Source organism: Paenibacillus sp. XP01 (assembly GCF_057364885.1).
This window is the reverse complement of the sequence record NZ_CP139481.1, coordinates 4,239,337-4,263,560: the sequence shown is the minus strand read 5'-3', so window position 1 is coordinate 4,263,560 and position 24,224 is coordinate 4,239,337. Positions and strand designations below refer to the sequence as shown.

General features: G+C 48.9%; 20 protein-coding genes and 1 pseudogene. 16 read left to right on the top strand and 5 right to left on the bottom strand.

Features of this window, described 5'->3' with window-relative positions; all coding sequences use genetic code 11:
• The first annotated feature begins 92 nt into the window (after positions 1-92).
• The 13 genes from SNR34_RS19160 (at position 93) to glnA (ending at position 18,791) form a co-directional block, all read left to right on the top strand.
• Positions 93-1,343 carry a putative amidoligase domain-containing protein gene (locus SNR34_RS19160; RefSeq protein WP_486179955.1) on the top strand — a complete coding sequence of 417 codons (1,251 nt, stop codon included), beginning with the start codon at positions 93-95 and terminating at the stop codon, positions 1,341-1,343.
• Between the two features lie 204 nt (positions 1,344-1,547).
• On the top strand, positions 1,548-4,343 hold the full coding sequence (gene mutS / locus SNR34_RS19155; protein WP_486179954.1) for a DNA mismatch repair protein MutS: 2,796 nt from the start codon (positions 1,548-1,550) through the stop codon (positions 4,341-4,343).
• A gap of 23 nt (positions 4,344-4,366) precedes the next feature.
• Positions 4,367-6,520, top strand: coding sequence for a DNA mismatch repair endonuclease MutL (gene mutL / locus SNR34_RS19150; RefSeq protein WP_486179953.1), 2,154 nt, complete (start codon positions 4,367-4,369; stop codon positions 6,518-6,520).
• A gap of 17 nt (positions 6,521-6,537) precedes the next feature.
• On the top strand, positions 6,538-7,323 hold the full coding sequence (locus SNR34_RS19145; RefSeq protein WP_486179952.1) for a class I SAM-dependent methyltransferase: 786 nt from the start codon (positions 6,538-6,540) through the stop codon (positions 7,321-7,323).
• A complete protein-coding gene (gene miaA / locus SNR34_RS19140; protein WP_236412149.1) occupies positions 7,304-8,254 on the top strand; it encodes a tRNA (adenosine(37)-N6)-dimethylallyltransferase MiaA in 951 nt (316 codons plus the stop codon). Before SNR34_RS19145 ends, miaA begins: the two co-directional genes overlap by 20 nt.
• Before the next feature lie 345 nt (positions 8,255-8,599).
• Positions 8,600-8,842 (top strand): RNA chaperone Hfq, encoded by a 243-nt coding sequence (gene hfq / locus SNR34_RS19135; protein ID WP_056689929.1) that lies wholly within the window; start codon positions 8,600-8,602, stop codon positions 8,840-8,842.
• Positions 8,843-9,011: 169 nt separating this feature from the next.
• The gene (locus SNR34_RS19130) at positions 9,012-11,705 is read left to right on the top strand and encodes a transglycosylase domain-containing protein (RefSeq protein ID WP_486179951.1); all 2,694 of its coding nucleotides are present in this window, start codon (positions 9,012-9,014) and stop codon (positions 11,703-11,705) included.
• A 239-nt stretch (positions 11,706-11,944) separates the two neighbouring features.
• Entirely contained in the window at positions 11,945-12,508 is a 564-nt protein-coding gene (locus SNR34_RS19125) for a ribonuclease FAU-1 family protein (RefSeq protein ID WP_236412153.1), read from the top strand.
• Between the two features lie 208 nt (positions 12,509-12,716).
• Positions 12,717-13,715, top strand: coding sequence for an AAA family ATPase (locus SNR34_RS19120; RefSeq protein ID WP_486179950.1), 999 nt, complete (start codon positions 12,717-12,719; stop codon positions 13,713-13,715).
• 494 nt (positions 13,716-14,209) lie between these two features.
• Complete coding sequence (gene hflX / locus SNR34_RS19115) at positions 14,210-15,496, top strand: GTPase HflX (RefSeq protein ID WP_236412154.1); 1,287 nt, start codon at positions 14,210-14,212, stop codon at positions 15,494-15,496.
• An 84-nt stretch (positions 15,497-15,580) separates the two neighbouring features.
• Entirely contained in the window at positions 15,581-16,834 is a 1,254-nt protein-coding gene (locus SNR34_RS19110) for a methionine gamma-lyase family protein (RefSeq protein WP_486179949.1), read from the top strand.
• An 83-nt stretch (positions 16,835-16,917) separates the two neighbouring features.
• On the top strand, positions 16,918-17,331 hold the full coding sequence (locus SNR34_RS19105) for a MerR family transcriptional regulator (protein WP_236412159.1): 414 nt from the start codon (positions 16,918-16,920) through the stop codon (positions 17,329-17,331).
• 131 nt (positions 17,332-17,462) lie between these two features.
• Positions 17,463-18,791, top strand: coding sequence for a type I glutamate--ammonia ligase (gene glnA / locus SNR34_RS19100; RefSeq protein ID WP_236412161.1), 1,329 nt, complete (start codon positions 17,463-17,465; stop codon positions 18,789-18,791).
• Between the two features lie 108 nt (positions 18,792-18,899).
• Here the strand turns inward: glnA and SNR34_RS19095 are convergent, their stop codons facing one another.
• Positions 18,900-19,244 carry a tyrosine-type recombinase/integrase gene (locus SNR34_RS19095; RefSeq protein ID WP_486179948.1) on the bottom strand — a complete coding sequence of 115 codons (345 nt, stop codon included), beginning with the start codon at positions 19,242-19,244 and terminating at the stop codon, positions 18,900-18,902.
• Positions 19,245-19,674: 430 nt separating this feature from the next.
• Between SNR34_RS19095 and SNR34_RS19090 the strand changes: the two genes are divergently transcribed.
• Entirely contained in the window at positions 19,675-20,139 is a 465-nt protein-coding gene (locus SNR34_RS19090; protein WP_486179947.1) for a hypothetical protein, read from the top strand.
• Between the two features lie 292 nt (positions 20,140-20,431).
• On the opposite strand, the gene SNR34_RS19085 is transcribed toward SNR34_RS19090, so the two are convergent.
• Complete coding sequence (locus tag SNR34_RS19085) at positions 20,432-21,121, bottom strand: stalk domain-containing protein (RefSeq protein ID WP_343260129.1); 690 nt, start codon at positions 21,119-21,121, stop codon at positions 20,432-20,434.
• A gap of 188 nt (positions 21,122-21,309) precedes the next feature.
• On the opposite strand from SNR34_RS19085, the gene SNR34_RS19080 reads away from it, so the two are divergent.
• Entirely contained in the window at positions 21,310-21,672 is a 363-nt protein-coding gene (locus SNR34_RS19080; protein ID WP_486179946.1) for a hypothetical protein, read from the top strand.
• A gap of 21 nt (positions 21,673-21,693) precedes the next feature.
• Positions 21,694-21,885, top strand: a complete 192-nt coding sequence (locus SNR34_RS19075) for a hypothetical protein (RefSeq protein ID WP_486179945.1) — start codon at positions 21,694-21,696, stop codon at positions 21,883-21,885.
• Positions 21,886-21,932: 47 nt separating this feature from the next.
• Here SNR34_RS19075 and SNR34_RS19070 read toward each other — a convergent pair whose 3' ends face one another.
• The 3 genes and pseudogenes from SNR34_RS19070 to SNR34_RS19060 all read right to left on the bottom strand — a co-directional run.
• Positions 21,933-22,451, bottom strand: coding sequence for a hypothetical protein (locus tag SNR34_RS19070; RefSeq protein ID WP_486179944.1), 519 nt, complete (start codon positions 22,449-22,451; stop codon positions 21,933-21,935).
• 54 nt (positions 22,452-22,505) lie between these two features.
• Positions 22,506-23,246 carry a P1/P2 acidic ribosomal protein gene (locus SNR34_RS19065; protein WP_486179943.1) on the bottom strand — a complete coding sequence of 247 codons (741 nt, stop codon included), beginning with the start codon at positions 23,244-23,246 and terminating at the stop codon, positions 22,506-22,508.
• Between the two features lie 593 nt (positions 23,247-23,839).
• Positions 23,840-24,175: pseudogene (locus SNR34_RS19060) on the bottom strand (tyrosine-type recombinase/integrase); the annotation flags it as partial.
• Positions 24,176-24,224: the final 49 nt, after the last annotated feature.

Here is a 24,224-nt window from a genome sequence, read left to right as displayed (position 1 = left end):
CTCTTTTTTTAATTATTTGTGTTCACCCGAAAAGGGAGTTGGCCTGATGAACGGGATGGTTATCAATTTGCGGGCGAAAGAGGAGAAGGGGCATGCATGTGATGGATGAGGCCGAGTCGGCCGTACAGCGTTACGAAAAAATGACCCTGGCCGAACGGTCCGGTCGGCTTGAGCGATCCGGCATCGATTATCTTGCCGGTCGCAGCAAGCAGATTCGCGGCCCGGGTTTGCGCGCAGCCTATGAAGTACACATTTGCTGCCTCCAGGCGATCCGCATCAAACGCAGGGATACCGGCGATGCGAGCAGGCTGCGGGAGAGTTTGTTGGAACGGGACGACGCCCCGACGTTATTTCGAAGATTGGAGCGCATGGCAGTCAAGACGCTGTATGCCCTGGGACTGGACCACGGAGAGGTCCGGCTGGAAGCGGGGGGCAGGAATGGCTGCAGCGTCGTATCGATTGACCCCCGTCCATGGAAAGGATGGACAGAGCTTACCCCCCTGTACCGGGAAGCATGGAAGCAGCATCAAACGGCTTTGGACGAGGAGCAGGCAAACGAAGTGTCGCCTGTCCTCGGCATGGATCCGGAATTTCTGCTGGTGCAGATGCCCGAAGCCAAAATTGTGCCGGCCTCCAGGTTTTTGGAGCGTACCGGGCAAGCCGGGTGCGATGCCGTAACGATCGGCGGCAGACGCGTATATCCGGTGGCAGAGCTTCGGCCCGAGCCGAGCTCGGAACCGCGGGAACTGATTGCTCATCTGCTGCGGGCGTTCGGATCGGCTTCGCGCAGCATTACGGACCATACGTTGATCTGGCAGGCGGGGAGCATGCCGCAGCGGGGTCTTCCGCTCGGCGGACACGTTCATTTCAGCAGCATAACGCTGAACGGGGAGCTGCTGCGGACGCTCGACAACTATTTGGCTTTGCCGCTTGCCATGCTGCAGGATCCTCGCGGCGATGCCCGGCGTCCGCGTTACGGAGCCCTCGGCGATTTCCGCCTGAAATCCCATGGAGGCTTCGAGTACCGGACCTTGCCGAGTTTTCTGGTTTCTCCGTTGGTGGCAAAGGGGGTGGTTGGCCTCGCAGGCCTGATCGCTTCCAATTACAGAAGGCTGCGCCAGCGTCCGCTCGCAGGGGCGGCCGTGCATGCCGCTTTTTACAGTGCGAGGCGGGAGGTGCTGGGACAGCAGCTTCCTTCGCTGCTGAACGATTTGACCGCATTGAGCGATTACGGGCGTTACGAACGGTATGTCGCTCCGCTGGTCGCTCATATGAGAGAAGGAAACACCTGGGATGAGAGCCGTGATATTCGCAAGTTATGGAATATTCGGGCAGGCACATGAGGTATGGGCACTTTTTTTGGTTTTTGATATAATGGAAAATAGGTCAATTTCGTGAGATAACAAGAAGTGGAAGAATCGGAGCCTGTAAGGGGAGCGGCTGATGGAAGAAACGTGAGGCGGCGGCACATCGGTGCCTGACCGCCTTTATTGTACCTTCCGGCTGCTTCCCTCCTGGCAATTTGCAGCAACGGATGGAGGATAACGATGGCTCAGTATACGCCTATGATACAACAATATTTGCAAGTCAAAGCCGAGGCGCAGGACGCTTTTCTTTTTTTCAGGCTGGGCGACTTTTATGAAATGTTTTTTGAAGATGCCATTAATGCGGCACGTGAGCTTGAAATCACGTTGACTGCCCGCAACGGAGGTTCGGACGAGAAGATTCCGATGTGCGGCGTGCCGTACCATTCAGCAGAAGGGTACATACAACGTCTGATCGAGAAGGGGCATAAAGTTGCGATTTGTGAGCAAATGGAGGATCCGACGGTCACCAAGGGCATGGTGCGGCGAGAAATCGTGCGCGTTATTACGCCTGGCACGGTGATGGAGGGCAAAACGCTCGGGGACAAGTCCAACAACTATATCGTTTGTTTGACGGGAGATGCGAACACGCTTGCGCTTGCGGCATGTGATTTGTCTACGGGTGAGCTGTATGTGACGTCGGTTCCCTATTCGAAGGAATGGCTTAAGGACGAAATCGGCATTTACGAACCATCCGAGCTGATCGGGGACGCTGCGCTGCTGGATGAGGTGGCTGCCCAAGCATCGCCAATCGGGCGACCTGTCGTATACACCCCATGGGTGAAAAATAAAGAAGAGCTTGTGCGCCAGCAGTTCGGGGAAGCGGTCTGGGCGCGTCTCGAGCCTGAGCGTCAGACATGCATCGCGCGGCTGTTCTCCTATTTGAATGAAACGCAAAAACGTTCATTAGGACAATTGACGCAGGTCAGCGCTTATGAGCCGGATCATTACATGATTTTGGACCCGTTCACACGGCGCAATCTGGAGCTGGTTGAAACCGTGCGCGAACGCTCCAAAAAGGGTTCCTTGCTGTGGTTGCTCGATCGCACGGAAACGTCCATGGGAGCGCGCATGCTGCGCCGCTGGATCGACAAACCTTTGCTGCAAAAAGGGAAGATCAACGAGCGGCTCGAAGCGGTGGACACGCTGTATAACCAGTTTATTTTGCGCGAGGATCTGCGGGCCGAACTTAAGGATATTTACGATTTGGAACGCTTGGTTGGACGAATCGCCTTCGGCAACGCGAACGGACGGGATCTGAACGCGCTCAAAATGTCGTTGGACAAGGTTCCGGCACTGCGCCGGCTTTGTGCGGATTCGTCTTCCGCCACGCTTCGCCATATCGCGGAAGTGATGGACGATTGCAACGACCTGCGCGATGCGATCGCGAGCGCCATTGTGGACGAGCCTCCGGTTTCCGTGCGTGACGGCGGAATTATTCGTCCAGGATATCATGAGCGGCTGGATGAGCTGCGCGAAGCCTCTGTCAACGGTAAACAGTGGATTGCCGAGCTGGAAGCAAGGGAACGCGACGCAACCGGCATCCGGTCGCTGAAAATCGGTTATAACAAAGTGTTCGGCTATTACATCGAAGTGACCAAATCGAACCTGTCGGCACTGCCGGAAGGGCGTTATGAACGGAAGCAGACGCTTGCCAATGCGGAGCGTTTCATTACGCCGGAGCTGAAGGAAAAAGAAACGCTGATCCTTGAGGCACAGGACAAAATGGTCGATATCGAATATGCCTTGTTCACGGAGCTGCGTGACCAGTTGAACCGGCAGGTGGCCAGATTGCAGAAACTGGCTGAGCAAGTGGCGGAAATCGACGTGTACCAATCCTTTGCTGCGATCAGCGCAGAGCGCAACTTCGTTCGTCCCGTGCTGACGGACGGTTATGATTTTGTGGTGGAGCAGGGCCGCCATCCGGTTGTGGAAGCGGTGATGCATTCCGATGCGTTCATTGCCAACAGCACGGCGATCCAGAAGGACGCTGCGCGCATCCTGCTCATCACCGGACCGAACATGGCCGGCAAGAGCACGTACATGCGACAGGTGGCGCTGATTTCGATCATGGCTCAAATCGGCTGTTTCGTTCCTGCGGGCAAAGCGGAAGTACCGATCATGGACCGCATTTTCACACGAATCGGCGCTGCGGACGATCTGATTGGCGGCCAGAGCACGTTCATGGTGGAAATGGCCGACATTCAGGTCATGACCGAAAAGGCGACGCCGCGCAGTCTGATCATTATCGATGAATTGGGCCGGGGAACATCCACGAGCGAAGGCATGGCCATTGCGCAATCGGTGATCGAATACGTGCATGACGTGATCGGCTGCAAAGCGCTGGTTTCGACGCATTTCCATGAGCTTGCGCATCTGGAGGAAAGTTTGGACAAGCTGGCCAACTACTCCATGGCCGTGCAGGAGAGCGGAGACAAAGTTCATTTCCTGCGCAAACTGATTGCCGGCGCCGCGAGCAGCAGTTACGGCATCTATTGCGCGCGTCTCGCCGGATTGCCGGATACGATCATTGAAAGGGCGAACGGCCTGCTGCACGGGTTTGAACAGGCGGCTGCACAGGTTGCGGTGGGCAGCGAGCTTGCGGCGAAAGAAAAGAATTCAAGTGGCGTGCCGTCTGCCAGTTATGAAACAGATCAGGCCGCATCCGACGGATCCTCGATTCTTCGGGATGAGAAGCAAGTGAATGGATCGACCGGATCGGTGATTCGGGAGGACTACCGACCTTCGGACAATACAGGCAAGGACCGTCAGGGGAAAGGACGGCAGGAAGTGGTTCAGCTCTCGATCTTTGATGAAGAGGAGCCTTTGCACACCCCTGAACCGATTGCTTCCGTGCCGGATGAGCGTACCCAGGAACTTATCCGCCAGATGAAGGATGTGGATGTCATGAACATGACCCCGCTTCAGGCGATGCAGCTGTTAAACGAACTTAAAGTCAAAGCCCAGCAATTATCCTGATTCAAGCGGGAGGGGAATAAACGATGGCGAAAATCCATGTGCTGGATGAACATATTGCCAACCAGATTGCGGCCGGGGAAGTCGTTGAACGCCCGGCCTCGGTCGTCAAGGAGCTGCTCGAAAATGCGATCGACGCAGGGGCAAGCAAAATCGAAGTGAGCGTGGAAGAGGGCGGATTGCTCAGCATTCGGGTCAAAGACAACGGATCCGGCATTGAGCCGGATGATCTCGAAACGGCTTTCTACCGCCATGCCACGAGTAAGATTGCGCACGGGCGGGATCTGTTTCAGATCACGAGCCTGGGCTTCAGGGGAGAAGCGCTGCCCAGCATCGCGGCCGTGTCCAAGGTCGAGGTGCTGACGGCCAGCGCGGATGACGGCCGGGGCCGCAAAATTGTCATCGAGGGCGGAAAGCTGTGCTCGCACGAGGATGCAGCTTCGCCGCAAGGGACGGAATTTGTGGTGAAGGAGCTGTTTTATAACACGCCGGCCAGGCTCAAATACATGAAAACCATTCAAACCGAGCTGGGGCACATCTCGGATGTGCTGTACCGGATGGCATTGTCCCATCCCGACATTTCGTTCACGCTGCGGCATAATGCCAACACGTTGCTCCAGACGCTGGGGAACGGAGACCTGCTGCAGGTGGTGGCAGCCATTTATGGCACGAGCGCGGCCAAAGCGATGCTGCCGATTGAAGGCGAAAATTTGGATTACCGCGTCAAAGGTCTGATCAGTCTGCCTGAATGGACCAGAGCGAATCGGGGCGGCATGTCGACGATTGTAAATGGACGGTATATTCGGAATTATGGGCTGAATCAGGCCATTCTCAAGGCATATCATACCCTTCTGCCTATTAATCGTTACCCGCTCGTCGTCGTACAGCTGGACATGCATCCTTCGCTTGTGGACGTCAACGTTCACCCTGCGAAGCTGGAAGTGCGGTTCAGCAAGGAGACTGAACTGTACGAGTTCGTGGAGACGACGTTTCGCGGCATTCTGCGCAAAGAAGTGCTGATTCCTCAAGTCACGAAACAACAGGTCAGACGCGGGGATGATCGGGCCATCATTCAGGAGCAGTTTGTATTTCCAAGGGCACCGTACAAAGATGAGCTGCCCGCGGAGGGGGAGGGACGTCCGGAATCCCATCCCGATCAACGGATTCAAGCGCCTCGCCTGAACGAGGATGCGGTTGCCTCGAAGCCTTCCGGACAGAGTGCGAACATTGAAGTCGATCCGGATATGGACCTGGAGGCACCTGCTGAAGTGAATGAGGGGGAACGTTTGGATTTCTCGGCCCAGTTGGCACCTCTTCCCGAGGTTCCTCCCGAAGAGACCACTGTCTACGGCTCGGCAGGGACGGACGAAGTCATCGTGCCTGCATCTGCAAAACCGTCGACTTCACAGCCTCCCGAGCATAGCCGAGGTGCAGACTATCGTTCCAAAGCTTCGGCTTCGCCGGTGTCGGTGAAAGAAAGCCGTCCGGCTTACCAGCCGCCTTCGCCAGCTGCGCAGCGGGAGTATGCCGGAACGGGCAAGCCGCTGCCGGATGTCGACAAACTGGCTGCTGCGCTGAAATCCGATGCGGCCGTGCCGTCGTTTCCGGAGCTCAGCCTGATCGGACAGCACCATGGCACGTATCTGATCGCGCAAAGCGATGACGGTCTCTACCTGATCGACCAACATGCTGCGCATGAACGGGTGAATTACGAATATTATTTCGAAAAATTCGGTAATCCCGCGCAGGCTTCGCAGGAGCTGTTGCTGCCGATCACGCTGGAATTTACGCCTTCCGAGACCGAAAAAATCAAATCCAGGTTGGCCTGGTTCGAGCAAGCCGGCGTTTATCTGGAGCATTTCGGCGGCCAGACGTTCCGTGTACGCTCCCATCCATATTGGTTCCCGCATGGAGACGAGAAGGATATTATAGAAGAAATGTGCGAATGGGTGCTCAGTGAACGCAGCATCGACGTGGGCAAGCTAAGGGAGGCTGCATCCATCATGTGCTCCTGCAAAGCATCCATCAAAGCGAACCAAAAGCTGACGGAGCAAGAGGCCGAGGTGCTGATTCAGCGCCTTGCGTCTTGCCGCCAGCCATACACTTGTCCGCACGGGCGTCCCATCGTCGTTTCATTTTCAACGTATGATCTGGAAAAATTGTTCAAACGGGTCATGTGACTGTTTAGGAGGAAGTTATGTATATTACAACCGGTGACACGCAAGCCGATTCCCTGGTGGAACGCGCTCGCCGCTTGGCGCAATTGACAGGCGGAACATATGTGCCGCGCGGCAGTATGTCCCTGTCCAAAATGGCCGACCGATACCAAGCAAACGAAATTCTGGTTGTTCTGCAAGGAAGGGCACGACTATATCGCAAACATGCGGAACAGCTTGAGTTTCATCCCAGCATGGGGTTTATCCGGGCGAAGCGCGTGCTTGCGGGAGAGTCTGATCCGATGTTGGATGCCGGAGCGGTCCGCCAAGGGGATACGATCCTCGACTGCACAGCCGGACTCGGGACGGATGCGCTCGTATTTTCGGTAGCGGCAGGCCCAACGGGAAGGACCATTGCTTGCGAGAGCTCGCTGCCGATCTACGCGCTGTTAGCCGAGGGCATGTCCCACTATGAAAGCAAACTGCCCGAGGTGGACGAGGCGTTCCGCCGGATCGAGCTGCATCATGCCCATCATCTGGATTTGCTGCGCTCCTTGCCGGATAACAGCTGCGACACCGTCTATTTTGACCCGATGTTTCGCGAACCGATGATGGATTCGAGCGCCATCCAGCCTTTGCGTGATTACGCGAATCCGAGCGCGCTGGACATCGAGAGCATCGAAGAGGCAAAGCGGGTTGCCCGCAAGCGAATCGTCATGAAGGAAAAGCGCGGCAGCGCCGAATTTACGAGGCTTGGCTTCGACGTTCTAGATCGGGCCAATGCAAAAACACTGTACGGAGTGATCCATGTTGAAAGCGGAAGTTAAACCGAAGCTGCTTGTGCTTGTCGGGCCGACGGCGGTAGGAAAAACCAAAATGAGCATCGAGCTGGCCAAGGCTTTCGATTGCGAAATTATTTCAGGCGACTCGATGCAGGTCTATCGGGAGATGGATATCGGAACCGCCAAAATTACCCGGGATGAAATGCAGGGCATTCCCCACCATCTTATTGATATTCATGATCCCGAGTATCCCTATTCCGTGGCCGAGTTCCAGGAGAGCTGCACGCGTCTGATCGGCGAAATCCATGGGCGCGGCAAGCTGCCGTTTATCGTGGGCGGCACCGGCTTGTACGTGGAGTCGGTTTGTTACGGCTTCCAATTTTCGGACAGCGGATCGGACGAAGCGTTTCGGAATGAGCAATTCCGCTATGCGGAGCAGCATGGGGCTCAAGCGCTGCATGACCGATTAAGGGCCGTTGATCCCGCGAGCGCAGACCGTTTGCATCCGAACGACCAGCGCCGCATCGTGCGCGCGCTTGAAATTTTTCATTTGACCGGGCAAAAGTGGTCCGAGCAGTTGGCTTCCCAGCAGAAAATATCCCCGTACGATCTCCTGATTGTCGGCCTGACGATGGATCGGCAAAAGCTGTATGCGCGCGTAGAAGAACGGATCGATCTGATGATGGAACAAGGATTGGTTGACGAGGTGAAATCGTTGCTGGAACGTGGCGTAGGTCCTGGACACATCTCCATGCAGGGATTGGGGTACAAGGAAATTGTCGCTTACCTGCAGGGCGAGGTGAGCTTGGAGGCTGCGGTGGAATGGCTGAAAAGGGATACGCGCCGTTTCGCCAAACGCCAGCTCTCCTGGTTCCGGCACATGAAGGATATCGAGTGGGTGGACGTTACGGACACCGAGGATTTCGAAGGTAATTTCAGGAAGGTTCGTTCACGGATCGAGCAACAATTTTATTAAAAACATCGGGACTTTGGGCCTCTGTCTTCTCCAGGCGAGAAGATGGGGGTTCTTTTTGCAAACAGGAACCAGGGGACCATTTTTCGTCGGTTTCTGGACGGTGGAGGCCATCGAAACGCTGGAAGAACGATTGAAAATTTGCCCCCCTTTTGCAATTGTGACAAGCGGTGTATAATGGATAAGTCTTCTAATCGTCATGAGCCTCATGCTGAGGGGCGAGTTGACAGACAAGGGGTTTTTGTGGATTATATGAAACTGTTCATGATATAATAGCACGAAAGCTACTCAGCGATATTGAATACGAACCATAACATGAATTCAAATGAACCAATGGGGGTACGGCTAATGAACAAGTCCATCAACATCCAAGATACGTTCTTAAACCAACTGCGGAAGGAAAATATTCCAGCAACGGTATATTTGACGAACGGGTTCCAAATTCGCGGAACGATCAAGGCTTTTGACAATTTCACAATCGTGATCGATAGCGACGGACGCCAGCAAATGGTCTATAAGCACGCCATCTCCACGTTCACGCCGCAACGCAGCGTATCGTTGATGCAGCAGGATAACAACGGCGAAGCTTAAAAATTGCGAAACCTTTTTCACAGCCATTTCGTCTACATGTATAGGATTTGAAGCGGAGCAACCTGAATAAAGGGTTGTTCTTTTCATTCCGGGCAAAAAAGGCTTGCCGTCAGCCCTTGCCCAATAGGCGAATAGAAATCAAGCAACCGAAAGGGAGTCAGGAGGAAACATGCCAAACGATCCGTTGTCGAGGTCTAATCGCAACAACAACAGTGGCAAGTCATCCAATAAAGCGAAACCAAAGACCTCTAAAAAGAAAAAAATTACGGGTAAACGTGTTGGATGGACGCTGTTTTTTACAATGGCAATCGCCATTTTCTGTGCACTGGGCGGATATCTATTTATTATGGTCAGCGGGGAACGCCTGCTTACGGCCAACATGGACAAAACGACGATCAACGAAACGTCGAAAGTGTACGACCGTAACGGTGAATTGATGGGCGAGCTGTCGATCAAAAAACTGGAGCCGGTCGATGGAGACGAGATTCCGAAGCTTGTGAAAGAGGCATTTGTGGCTACGGAAGACAGACGATTTTATGAGCACCAGGGCGTCGACATCTGGGCGATCGGCCGTGCGGCCGTCAAGGACGTCATGGCCCGCTCGATGGTAGAGGGCGGCAGTACGCTGACCCAGCAGCTGGCCAAAAACATGTTCTTGTCGCGCGACAAAACGTTTTTCCGCAAAGCGACGGAAGTATCCATCGCGATGGCGCTCGAGCGCAAATTTACGAAAGACGAAATCTTGACGATGTACTTGAACCGGATTTTCTTCGGCCATCAGCGGTACGGGATCAAGGCAGCATCCGAGTTTTATTTCGGGGTCACCGATTTGAAAGAACTGAAGCTGTGGCAAATCGCCACGCTCGCGGCTATGCCCAAAGGACCATCGGCGTACAACCCGCTCAGCAATCCGGAAGCGTCCAAGGAACGCCGCGCGGTAGTGTTACAGTTGATGTACGAGCAAGGATACATCAGCAAAGCGGATATGGACGAAGCCAAAGCGGTCGATTACGACTACACGCCGCCGGAGAAAGAGAGAAAATACCAGGCCTTTATCGATTACGTTTTGCGTGAAGCCGAAGAAGTGACGGGCAAAACGGAAGATGATCTGAACATCGGCGGATACAAAATTTACACGACCATGGATGTGCAGGCCCAAACGGCGATGGAGAAAGCTTTCTCCGACGACAGCCTGTTCGAAAAAAGCAAAGACGACCAAAAGGTGCAGGGGTCGATGGTGATCATGAACCATGAAAACGGAAGCCTGGTTGCCTTGCTGGGCGGACGCGACTATCAAACGAAAGGTTACAGCCGCGTTACCCAAAGCCGGAGACAGCCGGGTTCGGCATTCAAACCGATCGTATCTTATGCGCCTGCACTGGAGTCCGGGGAATATAATGCCAATTCTCCGCTCAGCAATCAAAAGCAGTGTTTCGGCAACTACTGCCCGGGAAACCTGCATGGTTATTCGTCAACGATCAGCATGACCGATGCCATTACGAAGTCGGAAAATATTCCGGCGGTATGGCTTTTGGACAAAATCGGCGTCAATACCGGCGTGCAGTTTGCCAAGAAGCTGGGCATTCAGCTTACGGACCAAGACAAAAACCTGGCGATTGCCCTCGGGGGGCTGAGCAAAGGGACCAATACGCTTGAAATGGCTCAGGCTTACAGCGCTTTTGCCAACCTTGGCGAATATCAGGAAGCGTACTCCATCAAATCGGTGGTGGACAGTACCGGCAAAGAGATTTATAAGCACAAGTCCAAAACGACGCGAGTCATGAGTGAGCACAATGCTTACGAGTTGACCAAAATGCTGCAGAACGTCGTCAACGACGGGACAGGACGCGCTGCACGTTTGGATCGTCCGGTTGCCGGCAAAACGGGTACGACGCAGAGCGGCATTTCCGGCAACAGTTCCAACCGGGATGTGTGGTTTGTTGGTTACACGCCGGAATGGACTGCGGCGGTCTGGATGGGATATGACAATCCGGATGCGAACCATATGCTCAAAAACAGCAGTAAATTGTCCGCTGCGTTCTTTGCGAAAGTCATGAACGATGCGCTCAAAGGCGTTCCTGTCAAGGACTTTACCGTTCCGGAAGGAGAGAAAACGGCGCCACCGGTGCAAAAACCGGAGACACCACAATTGTCCGTAACAGGACTGAGCGGGGCTTATGATCCGGCAACGCAGACGGTATCGTTGTCGTGGAGCGGATCAGGAGATTCCCAAACTCAGTACCGGGTGTACCGTAAAGAGACGTCTGAGTCGGAGTTCACACGCCTCATAGACGCTGTTGGAACGACTAATGCGCAGGATTTAAGCGCCCTTCCAGGGTTGACTTACGAATACTACGTAACTGCGTATGACCCGTCTACGGGAGTAGAGACGTCACCTACCAACACCATTTCACTTTTCATCGAAGCTCAGGAATTGGAGCCGCAGGAGCCTGATCCTGGCACGGATCCGGGACTGGATCCGGGGACGGAGGAGCCGGGAATAGACAATCCGGGCGGCGAGCTTCCCGATAACGGCAATGGCAACAATGGGAATGGCAATAACGGGAATGGAAATAATGGCAATAACGGCAATAACGGTAATGGAAACAACGGCAATGGACATGGCAACAACGGAAATAACGGAAACGGGAATAATGGGGAACCGAGCCAGGATGGACAATCCGGCAACGGCAATCCACCGCCCGATCAAGGCACGACTGAACCAGGCGGGAATGGGGATGGCTCGAGTGACGGGGCTGTCGTCATCCCGGGAGAGGTTGTTACGCCGGATGGCGGAGATAGCGGCAGTACGGTAGAGTCAGATCCGAACGTCGTCGATCCGCAAGCCGGCAACGGAGGTTAACGAAACATATTCGAAGAAATGAAAGGCCCTGCATCCCGATTGGCTTTGGGATACAGGGCCTTTTGCATTTCTGTTTCCGATCATGCGATTTTGAGTGTATACCTTAAATATGGTAAGCTGTAGCTATTGTAATACGTCGTGCAGAGCATGTTCAGGAATCGCTCCCATGCAGACGTTATTCGCTGTTCACCACATTAGAGCAGGCCAGGTGGGCCTGTTGTCGGCAAAGAGGGGTTCGTATGAAACGGAAATTCGGGGATCGCGCAAATTGGCGCCGGATTACGAACCGACAATTTACATGCCGGTTCGTGCAATCCAAAATATTTACAGGCTACATCACGTTGTACACGATACAGGATTTGAAGGAACCATTGTGGAAAACCTACGGAGGAAGCACGTTTTGCATTGCAGACAAAGGGTATTCCTGGCTGCAGTATTATCCCAAAGGCGAACATTTTGTCGTGACTGCCATGTTTGATAACCAAGAGCGCATCGTGGAATGGTATATTGATACATGCAGAAGCCAAGGAATTACCGATCAAGGCGTGCCTTGGTTCGATGACCTTTATCTGGACGTCGTTGTACTGAAGGATGGAGAGATCTTTTTGTTGGACGAGGATGAACTTGAGGAGGCGCTGGCGCGGAAACAAATCACGACCGCCGACTATGATTTGGCCAATCGAACGGCGAAGGAGCTGCTGCGTGCCATCGATGCACACATGTTTCCTTATTTCCAGTTATCGCTTAAACATCGCAAATCCTTGTTCGAGAACGGGGAGTTCCGCAAAAACGTCCAGCTTTGAATGAAACGGAACGTGTCCGGCTGCCGTCCAGCAGCATTTGCCACGGAAAGTCCTCTTGCTTTCACGATGGGCCTTCATTTCAGCAGATTAAAATGAACGTCATGCCCAAACCAAAAGCCCCTAATGAGAAATTTAGATCTCAATAGGGGTTTTGTTGTTCAAAGCATTTGTTCGATTGCAGAGTTATAACGATAGCTTCGAGCATATAATGAGCCTTGAGGTGATGACTGTGGGCGAAAAAACGAGAAGAATAACTGTAAACGAATCAAGAATCAACATCGTGTTTAATTCTCAGAATCAGGGTGAACCTTATGTTGAGCAAGCGGAGGAGCCTCTTCCATCAAATAGTCATCATGAATCTGTGGCGGATATTTTCAAAGAACTCGATGAAATGATCGGATTAGATAAGGTTAGGGATCTCGTTTACGAAATATATGCGCTCATTCAAATAAACAAATTCCGTGCCGAAGAAGGGCTGAAGAGCAGCAAACAAGTGTATCACATGATTTTCAAAGGCAACCCGGGTACGGGGAAAACCACCGTTGCAAGAATCATTTCGAGAATGCTGAACCGGATGGGCGTACTTAGCAAAGGTCATCTCGTGGAGGTTGAAAGAGCCGACTTGGTGGGGGAATATATTGGTCACACAGCTCAGAAAACGAGGGACTTGGTTAAGAAGGCCATGGGGGGAGTGTTATTCATTGACGAAGCTTATAGTCTGGCTCGGGGTGGAGAAAAGGACTTCGGGAAAGAGGCCATCGATTGTTTAGTGAAAGTGATGGAGGATCGTGCTGACGATGTCATTATCATACTTGCCGGATATCCCGATGAAATGGATGAGTTTATGCAAATAAATACAGGGCTGCCATCCAGATTTCCTATTCAAATCAATTTTGAAGATTACTCCGTGGATGAACTGATGCTGATTGCGCTGAAAATGGCCTCTGAGAAAGAATACAATCTCAACTCAGATGCCATGGACCGATTGAAGGAGTTGATTTACCTGGAAAAGGAAAGCAGGTTAGACTTTAGCAATGCTCGGTACGTGCGGAACGTCATTGAAAAGGCAATACGAACCCAGGCTGTTCGACTAATGAGTTTGGGAGGCAAACCATCCAAACAAAAGCTTACCGAGATTACATTCCGTGATGTTCCTGCAGCGAAAACCAAGCTTACAGACATTACGGAAGGGATACATTTCAATTAGTCGGTGTACTTTTTCGATAGAGGAGGTGATCGTTCGTTTTCTTTCTTGCTTAGGGTGGGGAGTAAGGACTGGCGACGGAGTACATAATTTCAACGCATAGGCCATCATGATTAAGAAGGCGGAAGGATTTATCATGTTCCAGGGAGAATGGTTAAGATAGCAAGCATTGCTGGGCGATGTTTTATAAATTTCCCATCCGATGTTAAACTAAATAAGGGAACATCGACATGGGAACAATGAAACCGTACTCCAAGGCAATGGGATTAAACGTTCCATCCGCTATTCGATGGTCCGTTTGCCTGGACCTCGCCTTCCGTTCAATCTCGGCAATCTGGAACGGAAACCGACTGGACGGAGGATTTGAAGTTTGGGTGAAAGTAAGCGATAATGAATATCTTTGGATAAGCCGGCCGGGCCCATCCGGTCCGGCTTGGCATGCATGGCAAGACGTTGGAGGTTGACGATCGTACCATGCAGAAGGAGGGAATGATACGATGGCAAATGTCACACATGATACCAATCAAGTACAAAAAGATCGTGCCATATTGGTCAGCCTGATTACGGATGAGGTCAAACGATCGGGTATTAATCCGGAATATTCGCTCGAAGAGCTGGTCAAGCTTGCCGAAACAGCAGGCGTTGAGGTTTTGAGCGTCCTGACCCAGAACCGGGAAACGCGGGATACGAAATGGTTCATCGGTAAAGGCAAGGTGGATGAGCTGCGTGCAGTGGCGGAAGAACTTGGCGCAACGACGGCGATTTTCGATCAGGAGTTGTCCGGGGCTCAGGTTCGTAACTTGGAAGAAGCGCTCGACCTAAAAATTATCGACCGTACCCAGTTGATTCTGGACATTTTCGCGCAACGCGCCAATACGAGGGAAGGGATCATCCAGGTAGAGCTGGCCCAATTGAGCTATTTGTTGCCACGGTTATCCGGACACGGCAAAAACTTGTCCAGACTGGGAGGCGGGATTGGTACCCGCGGACCGGGGGAGAGCAAGCTTGAGACGGATCGCCGCCACATTCGCGGAAGGATCGATGATCTGAAGCGGCATTTGGAGGAAGTAACGCGACATCGCAAACTTCATCGCGAGCGCCGCAAAAAAACGGGGATAGTTCAAGTGGCACTCGTCGGATACACGAATGCAGGCAAATCGACACTGTTGAAACAGCTTACAGAAGCCGATGTATATATTGAGAACCAGTTGTTCGCTACGCTGGATCCTACATCCCGTACGATGGAATTGCCCAGCGGCAAAGAAATCGTGCTTACCGATACGGTTGGTTTCATTCAGAACCTGCCCCATGATCTGATTGCTGCATTCCGGGCTACACTGGAGGAAGTGAATGAAGCAGACCTGATTTTGCACGTCGTGGATGCATCTTCCGAGATGCGCGAGGATCAGATGAGAACGGTAAATGCCATTTTGCAGGAGCTGGGTTCCGGCGACAAGCCGCAGCTGGTCCTGTTTAATAAAAAGGATGCATGTACTCCTGAACAGCTTGAAATGCTGCCGCAGGACAAGGAACATATGAAGATCAGTGCATACGATGAAGTTGACCAGCTCAAAATCCGGGAGCGCATTCAGGCCGAGCTGACAGGCGATACCAAACGTTTCCGCATTCCGGCGGATCGCGGTGATCTGACTTCGGTATTATACAAGATCGGAGACGTGGTGGATACGTCGTTCGAAGAGAATGATGTGATCTATCAAGTGGAGCTGCAAAAGGGCGAATATGAAAAATACGGCTATTTACTCGAAGATTTCATCGTTTCGTAACATTGGCGATACATTTGTATGGTAAGTTGACATAACAATATATATTTGACGTTAGATTCATGCAATAAAGGAGAATAAAGCAGGATGTCCAGTTTTGATACAGCAATCATTGAGCTTCAACAACAGGTTGAACGCCAGATCGAGCAACAAATGAAAGAGATTGATCGCTTGGTCGATCAAAATCAATGGAAAGTCATCGATGCATTTCAACGGAGAAAAGTGAGCGACTTTCATTTTGCGGGATCGACAGGTTATGCCTACAACGATCGCGGACGGGAAGTGCTTGACGAGGTATATGCAGACGTTTTCGGAGCGGAAGCGGCGCTTGTCCGCCCTCATTTCGCTTCGGGAACGCATACGATTGCAACGGCCTTGTTCGGCGTTCTGCGCCCGGGGGACGAATTGTTATATATAACGGGGAAACCCTATGACACTTTGCATAAAGTCATCGGCAAGCCTGGTGATGGCACGGGTTCCCTGATGGATTTCGGCATCGATTACAAGGAAACGGCACTGCTTCCCGATGGCGGGATCGATTGGGAAGCAGTGCGGAATAGCGTGACGTCAAAAACCAAAGTGATCGGTATCCAGCGTTCGCGCGGGTATGATTGGCGCTCGTCTTTTTGTATCGACGAAATTGCGGACATGGTCACACGCGTGAAGGCGATCAAGGAAGATGTTATCGTGTTCGTGGACAATTGTTACGGGGAGTTTACCGAGCCATTGGAACCTACCCAAGTGGGCGTAGACCTGATGGCCGGATCGCTGATCAAAAACCCTGGCGGCGGTCTTGCGGAAACCGGTGGATACATATGCGGAAAGGAAAAATATGTACAGCTTGCAGCCTATCGTCTGACGGCCCCCGGTATCGGCGGCGAGGTTGGTGCAATGCTTGGCACGACGCGGGGAATCTATCAGGGACTTTACATGGCTCCAACGATCGTTGGACAAGCCGTTAAAGGAAGCGTTTTTGCGGCAGCGATGTTTGCGGCTTCCGGATTTGTCACCAAACCTGCATGGAATGATAAACGAACTGACCTGATCCAGGCGGTCCAGTTCAGTTCCGCCGAGCATTTGATTGCCTTCGTTCAAGGGATTCAGCGGGCAGCGGCGGTGGATAGCCATGTCGTTCCCGAGCCTTGGGACATGCCGGGATACGAACATCCTGTCATTATGGCGGCAGGTACGTTCATTCAGGGCGGAAGCCTTGAGCTGTCTGCGGATGCGCCAATCCGAGAGCCTTATATCGGGTACATGCAAGGGGGATTAACGTACTCGCATGTCAAATATGGCGTTTTGATGGCAATGCAAGCCATGAAAGATCGTAAATTATTGTGAGTTTATCTAACACATTATTGACACTTTGTAACAAGTAAATGTACAATAAGGTGAAGAATAGATGACTGGAAGGTTGATGAGTGATGGGCGACGAAATTCGCAGAAATATGGCCTTATTCCCGATTGGCATCGTTATGAAGCTGACGGACCTGTCCGCACGGCAGATTCGTTATTATGAGCAGCATAATCTGATCGTTCCGGCAAGAACGTCAGGCAATCAGCGTTTGTTTTCGTTTAATGACGTTGAACGTTTGCTCGAAATCAAGGCTTTGATCGAAAAAGGAGTAAACATCGCGGGCATCAAACAGGTAATGAACCCTGTGTCCAAGGAATCCGAGGAAGCAACCGTCATTACGGCCGATACGGAAGTGAAACGCAGGGAACTATCGGATACGCAGCTTCATCGTTTGTTGAAACAACAGCTGGTTTCCGGAAAAAGACCGGGACAAGTATCGCTTATTCAAGGAGAGCTTTCCCGATTTTTCAACAAAAAATAATGTTGCGTAATCTCGCGTGTCATAGGAAATGTTCCTGTCATAGGTTGAGCCTTTTCTTGACCCATGCGGGTTTCTAATGTACAAATATAACATGCAAGCTAAATAAGCAGAGAAGAAAGGGAGAGAGTATCGTGAGTTATACTAAAGAAGACATTCTCCGCATCGCAAAAGAAGAAAATGTACGGTTTGTTCGTTTGCAGTTTACAGACTTGCTCGGTGCAATCAAAAACGTTGAAATTCCGGTAAGCCAGCTGACAAAGGCTTTGGACAACAAAATGATGTTCGATGGTTCTTCCATTGAAGGATATGTGCGCATCGAGGAATCCGATATGTACCTCTATCCGGATCTCGATACTTGGCTCATTTTCCCATGGGTGGCCGACAACCGCGTTGCTCGCATGATTTGCGACGTATACTTGCCGGATGGAACGCCGTTCCCTGGAGATCCGCGCGGCATTCTGAAACGCAGCCTGAAGGATGCTGAAGAAATGGGCTTTACAGCGATGAATGTCGGGCCTGAGCCAGAGTTTTTCTTGTTCAAGACCGATGAAAAAGGTAACCCAACCAACGAATTGAACGACCAAGGCGGTTATTTCGATCTGGCTCCAACGGATCTTGGCGAAAACTGCCGTCGTGACATCGTTATTACGCTCGAAGAAATGGGCTTTGAAATTGAAGCTTCCCATCACGAGGTAGCTCCAGGTCAGCACGAGATCGACTTCAAATACGCGGATGCGTTGAAAGCAGCTGACCAAATCCAAACGTTCAAACTGGTCGTTAAAACGATTGCTCGCCAGCACGGATTGCATGCTACATTCATGCCAAAACCGTTGTTCGGCATGAACGGTTCCGGTATGCACTGTAACCAATCCCTGTTCAAAGGCAATGAGAACGCGTTCGTGGACGAGTCCGATGAGCTTGGCCTTAGCAAAACCGCTCGCCATTACATGGCAGGAATGCTGAAGCATGCTCGTGCATACGCGGCGATCACGAATCCTAGCGTAAACTCCTACAAACGTCTTGTACCTGGTTACGAAGCACCTTGTTACGTAGCATGGTCTGCAAGTAACCGCAGTCCAATGATTCGTATTCCGGCTTCCCGCGGTCTCAGCACACGCGTCGAAGTGCGCAACCCGGATCCGGCTGCGAACCCATACTTGGCACTGGCTGTGATGTTGAAAGCAGGTTTGGACGGCATCAAACGCGAGCTTCCTTTGCCGGCTCCAATCGACCGCAACATCTATATCATGTCCGAAGAAGAGCGTGTGGAAGAAGGCATCCCAAGCTTGCCGGCTGACCTGAAAGAAGCTCTTAATGAGCTGATCCGCAGCGAAGTCATCTGCGACGCGCTCGGCGATCACGCTTTGGCTCACTTCTATGAGTTGAAAGAAATCGAGTGGGATATGTACCGCACGCAAGTTCACCAATGGGAACGCGATCAATATATCACGCTGTACTAGGAACTGGAATCCCTTGCGCCATATGGCGTGAGGGGTTTTTCTTTTTTGTGGGTAAAAGGATTTATGAGTGGAGTTGGAGGGAGGTGCCCACAAAATGCCCACAAACTTTTACTCTTTAAAAATTCCTTTGGTGAACTTTTCGAACTTATCCATATTGTTTGTTTGAATTTTAGATGAAATGTGGGCATACACATCGGATGTAATTTGGATGCTACCATGACCCAGTTGTTCTTGGACAAATTTCATATCTGACTCAGCTTCAAGTAACAGGACGGCACAAGTATGTCGGAGAGAGTGAATGGGGAGGGAGGGGAGATCACTGCGTTGCAAAATTTGGGAGAAAGCATTAAATAAAGATGATTTCGGCATGAAGTTCCCATCTTCCCTACATAATACTAAATCTAAATCTTGATGGTATTTTCTCCAAGATTCCCCTTGTTTTGATCCTGCCATTCTTTGTGATACCTTAAGTCACCATGTTGTTAAGCGTGATGCCAAATGCGGAATAAGCTGGCTAGACTGTTGATCCGCTGGGCCGTATCACTCATGAAAGGGGATGAGAGTTTGTTAGCTGTATACGTAATGATGATCCATAAAAACTTGATTACTTTGGAACAAGTGCCGCAGCAAAGTCGTGACAAAGTGGCTGAAGCGCTGAATGTAGGTAGCATGGACCAAAACGGAAATATCGTATAGCAGGCGTACCAAGGTGTATGTTTTTTTGGTTTTTGTACCGCATGGCGTGACTTTAAAATCTTTTATTAGGCAATAAATCCAATGTTTAAGATTTAAACACAATATAGTTTATTGTTTACAAAAGATAGGATAATGGTATAATATGTTTGAATCGGCCGATTCCATAAGATAGTAAAGGTGGAATAATATGAATCTCAAGAAGAAGCTAACTACATTGCTCGCTGTTATTATGATGTTTTCGATTTCCGCTTCAGCATTTGCGGACGGTGCTGATGTTAGACCTACCGTGGTTGGAGTCGCTGATACAAGAGATACGGCTCTTTCGTACATTTATGGTAACAGTTATAGTCTATTTCTTTCTGATAGCAATGATAAGGATTGGTACAAATGGACCAACACCGGACCTGGCAGATTTGTATTGGTTTTTCTACAACCACAAGGACATAATATAAAATTTAGAATGGGAATCGAAATGATCCACAAGGATGGTACTGAAACATCTAGATTCTATGCTCCGACGCTTGAAGGAAATTACAATGGCATGTACATTAGAAACTTATATGTTCCAGAAGGCGCAACCCTTTATGCTGTGATTGACTCTACGGAGTTCATTGCACCAGGTCAGTATACATTTATGATGGATCTATTCTAAGTAACTGATAACGGCCCTCGAAATTTTTCGAGGGTTTGTTGCACTTTGAACAAGTATTAGGTAGTGAAGGATGATTTAATTGAATAATCTCAACAACTTGGAATGGGGATAGATCCCCGATTAAATAACAAAAATACATTCCGTTTTCGGACGTGTTTTTTGTTGTGCTATGGAGCGGTCAGGAAGAGCTGTCAAAAATACAAACACCCCAGTATGTAACTGGGGTGTTCCTTCGGTATTTGTAAATTTAAACTTAAGAAGATGTTGGCAGGGATTATTAGAATTTCACAGTTTAGTAGTTTCCACCTTGTAGTATAGGATCAGAAATTTTTACATCAGAAACTTTCACGCCCGGCTTCACCAACTTACCAACAGATACACTTGACCACTCGTTTACAGTAATATTTCCCGAAGCGATTGTTCCGCCCATATACTCGACTCCAGTATCCAAAGTATAGATATCAATAAAATTGATGGAAGCCCATTTTGGAAATGGTGTTGGTTCTTTTTTAACTAACACATCGAATTCAACAATCGCGTATGTAGCACCTTCTCCTGCAGGTGAGTCATTGAAACTACTATCATATCTAACACCTGTAACTTTAATGTCAAAATAAGGTGTTTTGACAACATCGCCTACATTGTAAATCTTGGTTTGTGGTTGGCTTGTAGTGCTAGGTGGAGTGGATGAATTGTTGTTCAAAAACGATTCCCCTATAGTTTCGAACTCAATTTTCTTTTGCTCTTTGTCATAAATTAATTTGTAACCAGTCATTTGGGCAACTTCACGAATAGGTAAGTATGTTTTGCCGTTATAAACCAGCGTGTCAGATTGCAAATTTTGTTCCTTGCCATCAACAGCGAATGAAAATTTGGTCAATATGGCATTAACCGTAGAGGGAGCGGCTGCAGCAAGGGTTGCTGATCCGATCATCATGCCAATACCGAGAGTGACCACTGTTTTAAATAATGATTTTTTCAAAGTGAGAGTATCCTTTATAAAGGGGGTATACACTTTATTGCGGTACAACACTGGAAAAAGTTTATAGCATTTTCGCAACAAGACGGTGCTTAATATGTTTCCTAAATGAATCACATCGATTTTGCCAGCTTGATGTCAAACAACCATTTGGATGTCTATCTTTAAATGATAAAGAGATATTTGAATATATGGGTTCGATTGGAGAACAACGTAAGTCGAAATTGTTGTATTCAGTTTTACATGAACAGCAGAATTCTTATGAAGATGATACCAGAGGCATTGAAGAACATCATATAACATCAGATCCCTTACTTTTAATAATACCTATAGATCCAGAAGTTAATCTCAACAGTGAGTATGGAAGGGAGGTACTTGAGCAAAATTTAAAAATGACGATTGCCACAAGGATATGCCCTTTTGTCGGATATAGAAATATTCAATTTAGTTTAGAAGACATCTGCGAAGATATTATTCCTGTTTGGCAATTATGGTCAAAGCACCCGAAAAATAAAATTAGAGAGCTTATAAAATATTACATGAGGCAACTGTAAAAGGAGCTGGAAAAAACAGGATTGAAGATAAGCCTTGATAAGGGCAGATACCTGATAGAAGAAGCAGATTTAAAAATTGGAGATAAGGTATGTAATTTCTTTAGATTTAATTCTTCAGAGTATCTTGAGAAAGATTCACTTGATTCAGTTGAGCAGATGGTGATTGAAGAGTGGATTGGTGAAATTAAAATTAAAGGAATATGGCATGAATAGATATAAGAAAAGAAGCTCAACTAGGTCATGACCCAATTGAGCTTCTTTTAACGTGGTAATTCTCCTGAACCTACATATTTATCCTTCTTGCTATTCCATTTATAGATGGCAACAGCAGCGTCCCATCCTCCTTCAGGATAGTAGTCTTTCCAGACTTGTGTAATTTCACCGGTTTTAGAAATTTGAATATTTACGTCACCAATAATAGACAGTTTCTTTTTAAGTGTTCCATCCTTGTACTGGAACACAAATAGTTGAGTGTTAGAGGGTAAGTAATCTAACGTTACGGCAACATGCTTCTCTTTTGACGACACATAAAGAATATGGAAGGTAGGATCTTCATCGTTGTAGTAGTTTGTATCTATAAGTACTATAATACCCTTTGAGTTAATGAAATAAAAGTTGCCTGAGTCGGTAATCAATAGATGTTCTTTCTTGTTATCACCGTTCAGATCAATGGACTTACTGACAGTAACACGTTCTCTAGGGTATTTCTTTTCTAGTAGTTTCTTTGGATTTACGTCAGCAGCATCAACGCTTGATGGGGTATATACGAATCCAAACATAGCTAAAGTACATAGTAAAGCCAAGATCCTTTTCATAGTGGTCCTCCATAATAATTAGTTATCATTTACATCACTAGCGCTAAACATGATTCCAAGAACATCAGAACCTCTAAGAGTGTAACGAACGTTATTCACCTCTGTGGATTCGTCAATTGTTGTCCAATCTACACCTTCATCAATGACTCCCAAATCTTTCATGATGTCCCCTACGGCTGATGTAGGCAAGTCAGGGTTGGTTGCCAAAACCACCAAACCAATACTTAAAATAATATCTGCTCCAGAAGAGAGGGTGCCGTTTCCTTGTCCAATCATCATTACATCTCGTAACGATCCATCTGATTTGTTTACTGAACCAGTAATGCCTATGTAATCTGTAGTCATATACTGAAATACATTTTGTACTGGACCTTCTTCAATCTCAAGCTTCTTGCCGATTTTAAGTTTAGGGTTATCAAGTTCATCGGCACGTTTGTTAAATGATTTACGAAATTCATCTGGAGTCATTCCGAGGGTGCCTGGTATTTCCTCTTTTTTGTCCTCTTGTTTCTTTACATCTTCTTTTACTGTCTTTACATCCTCGGTCTTAGCGGCGGGTTTCTCAGCGACAACAGTTTCTGGCTTGGATTCAGCAGGAGCGGATGCTTCGGTTGCTACAACTTCTTCTTTGTCTGTTTTCTCCTCATCCTTGTTGCCAAAGATGCCTGCAGCTATGAACACAACAATAAGCCAAAACCACCATTTTTTATGAATAGGCTTTTTGAATCTTCTTCCTCCTGATATAGTAATAATTAACAACAGGATATAGTCTATCAGACCTAGTTATATTTTTCTATAAAAATGTTTGGATGTGGAAATGTGAATACATATTGAGTGTTAACAAACAGGTGAAGACTACTTTGATGCCGCATTAACCCAATTGAACAAACAAGACTCTACTGACATAATCTCGATAGAGTCATTAATTTTAGAGTAATAAATCACTGGAAACTACATATTTGTCCTTCTTACTATTCCATTTATAGATTGCAACAGCAATCTCCAAAGAATGTTATATTTAATGAGGAGTATTTTTGCTGAAGTTTTACCATATAAAAAATATGTAATTCGAGTTTCTTCAATAATAGAATAAAAAAAGGGCGCCCACAAAATGCCCACAAAAGTCTGATTGAATGTGATTAGTTTTGAAAAGTCGTTAACTGATAAAGCTTGTCTTAAACTGATTTTATATTATGAATGACATGCAATGAAAGCTCGGGACATAAATCGCACGCAAGTTCACCAATGGGAACGCGATCAATATATCACGCTTTACTAATTGGTTAAAACCTTGTAATCACGGGGTCTTGAAGGAATGAACCGGGGGACGTTTTGGGGGAATTGCACTTCTGTTGAGGTTGCGTCCCCCAAAAGTTCCCCGGTTTTTGATTTTCTGATCCAAAAATACGGGAAGTGTACTTTTCATACTTATCAATGTTCCGCTTTTCTAGCTTTTTAGAAATATGAGAATATACATCGGATGTAATCTGCACACTGCCATGCCCAAGCTGCTCTTGTACAAATTTTATATCAGCCCCAGCTTCAAGCATGATCACGGCATAGGTATGCCTCAAGGAATGGGTCGTTAAATCCTCACTCAAACTAGCCTTTCTCAAAATTCTATTTGAAGCATTAAAGAGACTAGATTTAGGCATCGGACTACCATCATTCCTGCACAAAACCAGGTTTTAAATCACGGAAGCGATGAGAGAAACATCGATAAACGTCTCTACGAAC